At 42.5% G+C, this 2486-nt stretch carries 3 protein-coding genes and 1 pseudogene; all 4 read left to right on the top strand.

What is annotated here, in order from left to right; translation table 11 throughout:
- A pseudogene (locus J7R05_RS06955) lies at nt 1-434 on the top strand (filamentous hemagglutinin); the annotation flags it as partial.
- Nucleotides 431-832, top strand: coding sequence for a hypothetical protein (locus J7R05_RS06950; RefSeq protein ID WP_208541736.1), 402 nt, complete (start codon nt 431-433; stop codon nt 830-832). The pseudogene J7R05_RS06955 and the gene J7R05_RS06950, both read left to right, overlap by 4 nt.
- A 97-nt stretch (nt 833-929) precedes the next feature.
- Complete coding sequence (locus tag J7R05_RS06945; protein WP_343070537.1) at nt 930-1955, top strand: filamentous hemagglutinin; 1026 nt, start codon at nt 930-932, stop codon at nt 1953-1955.
- Entirely contained in the window at nt 1952-2365 is a 414-nt protein-coding gene (locus J7R05_RS06940; protein WP_208541735.1) for a hypothetical protein, read from the top strand. Before J7R05_RS06945 ends, J7R05_RS06940 begins: the two co-directional genes overlap by 4 nt.
- Nucleotides 2366-2486 lie beyond the last annotated feature (121 nt).

Below are 2486 nucleotides of genomic sequence, written 5' to 3'. Positions count from 1 at the left end.
ATCTGCTAAAGAACTATGGGAATACAGGGCTGGAACTTTACGCTCATAGCCGTGGCGGTATGACAGTTTATAATGCCCTGAATTCTTTAGGACAACAAGGGATAAGCAATATAGCAGGCAACACAACCGTCAATCTTTATGCACCCGCTTCTAATGCTGCAGCAGTAGCAGATAAGTTAAACAGGCTAAATAATGGCAAACAAACCACGGTCGGTTTTGATGGGCATAGATATGACTTTGTAAGCCGAGTAATCGGCGGTAATGGCTATACCTACCAGACAGTGCCTACCGGCAGTAACAATTGGAAAGAGGCATGGGAAATGTTCACAGATCCTAACAATGTCCACACTTGTCTTGGAAATGCGAGTGATATGTGCCAAAAGCGCTATGGTCTTTCTCATCGAGTACAAATTGATTCAAGGAGAAAAAAATGAAACAAATCTTAAAATTATTGAGTGGAATAGCTTTGTTAAGTATCGCTGGATGTTCTTTAGGTGGGCCTCCTACAGGATCTTTGGCTGCATGGGAGAAGCCTGGAGCGGACTTTACTGAGGTAGGAAAAGCATTGTTAGAATGTGGCATGCCAACTCCTTATGATATGGATCCAGAAAATCAAAAACGAAGTATCAATGCTAAAGCAACAATTTATGCTTGCATGATCCAAGATGGTTTCCGTGATAAAGTAGGAGGGGGGACTTGGTGTGAGAACTATAAATCTGAAAACCTTCCCATTTGTCAGCCTGGCGCTGTTATCCCGAGGCGCAGTGTCAAGAAGCGCTTAAATAGCCCGTTTTGTAAACAGCATCCAGAACAATATGAGTGCTATCCTTAAGTGTTTCTGCGTTTGAAGACCAACAATCCCCCTTCCTTGCTTTTGCTTGGAAGGGTGGTTTTTTGCTCATTCCACCATCAGCAATGACAGCATCATCTTGACAGATGAAGCAGGGCAAAAGACCCTGACAGGGCAAAATGGGGAACAAACAATCGCCTCCCTTAACCGTGACACCGCTACAGCTCATCAAGTTGTACAAGCGCTTGATGGTGGCAGGCTGGAACAAATCGTCCATGAGAACCGTGAAATGGCAACGCAATTGCTTGAAGAAGGATTTAAATACAGCGATGACTCCTATAAAACCATGTTTATCAAAAAGCACTCCATCGCCGTGGTGGATCGTGATGAAAAGGGAAATATTATCTATCTCAAAGATGAAAATGGGCGGTATATAAAAAACAGTCGTGGACAGAAAATACCTCAGTCGCATTATTTAACGGATGAAGAGAAGAAGCACCTACAAGCCAGTTCTGATGGTAAGGTTCATGTCTCTTTTAATGGCATTTTTACACCACCAACTGAGGGAGGTGTTTATGCAGTGCAACATGCAGACAATCAAAATGAACCGCTTTATTTTGTTGTCTTCCCACAAGGAGACACGGCTGTATCAGAACTGATGGTAGCAGGCTATCAGAAGTTTCTGGAAAATGACTTCTTTGGCTTAACCAATTCAACACAGGAGGTACAGGATCTGCTAAAGAACTATGGGAATACAGGGCTGGAACTTTACGCTCATAGCCGTGGCGGTATGACAGTTTATAATGCCCTGAATTCTTTAGGACAACAAGGGATAAGCAATATAGCAGGCAACACAACTGTCAATCTTTATGCACCCGCTTCTAATGCTGCAGCAGTAGCAGATAAGTTAAACAGGCTAAATAATGGCAAACAAACCACGGTCGGTTTTGATGGGCATAGATATGACTTTGTAAGCCGAGTGATCGGCGGTAATGGCTATACCTACCAAACAGTGCCTACCGGTAGTAACAATTGGAAAGAGGCATACAAAATGTTCACAGATCCTAACAGTGTCCACACTTGTCTTGGAGATGCGAGTTATATATGCCAAAAGCACTATGGCGTATCCCATCGAGTACAAATTGATTCAAGGAGGAAAAAATGAAACAAATCTTAAAATTATTGAGTGGAATAGCTTTGTTAAGTATCGCTGGATGTCAATTTAATAAACCTCCCTTAGGATATTTGGCTGCATGGGAGAAGCCTGGAGCGGACTTTACTGAGGTAGGAAAAGCATTGTTAGAATGTGGCATGCCAACTCCCTTTGATAAAGATCCAGAAAATAAAAAGCTAAGCAACAATGCATTAGCAGCCATTGATGCATGCATGATCCAAGATGGTTTCCGTTATAAAGATGAAGAGGTATCGAATATGGGGGGATGGTGTTATATTTTTAGAGAGGAAAACCTTCCCATTTGTCAACCTGGCGCTGTTATCCCGAGGCGCAGTGTCAAGAAGCGCTTAAATAGCCCGTTTTGTAAACAGTATAAAAATAGTCGTAAATGCCAGCCTTAAGTCTTTCTGCATTTGAAGACCAACAATTCCCCTTCCTTGCTTTTGCTTGGAAGGGTGGTTTTTTTGCTCATTCCACCATCTCAACGCTGTATGTGAAGCAATATGATGTAGGGAATACACT

Origin of the sequence: Bartonella capreoli, from assembly GCF_902813205.1 — a bacterium.
Lineage (GTDB): Bacteria > Pseudomonadota > Alphaproteobacteria > Rhizobiales > Rhizobiaceae > Bartonella > Bartonella schoenbuchensis.
The sequence above is the reverse complement of the archived record's forward strand: the minus strand, read 5'-3'. Positions and strand labels throughout refer to the sequence as shown.

Bases quoted from the DNA above. Each gene is read 5' to 3' on its own strand.
- J7R05_RS06950 (WP_208541736.1), top strand. From the start codon at position 431: ATGAAACAAATCTTAAAATTATTGAGTGGAATAGCTTTGTTAAGTATC.
- J7R05_RS06940 (WP_208541735.1), top strand. From the start codon at position 1,952: ATGAAACAAATCTTAAAATTATTGAGTGGAATAGCTTTGTTAAGTATC.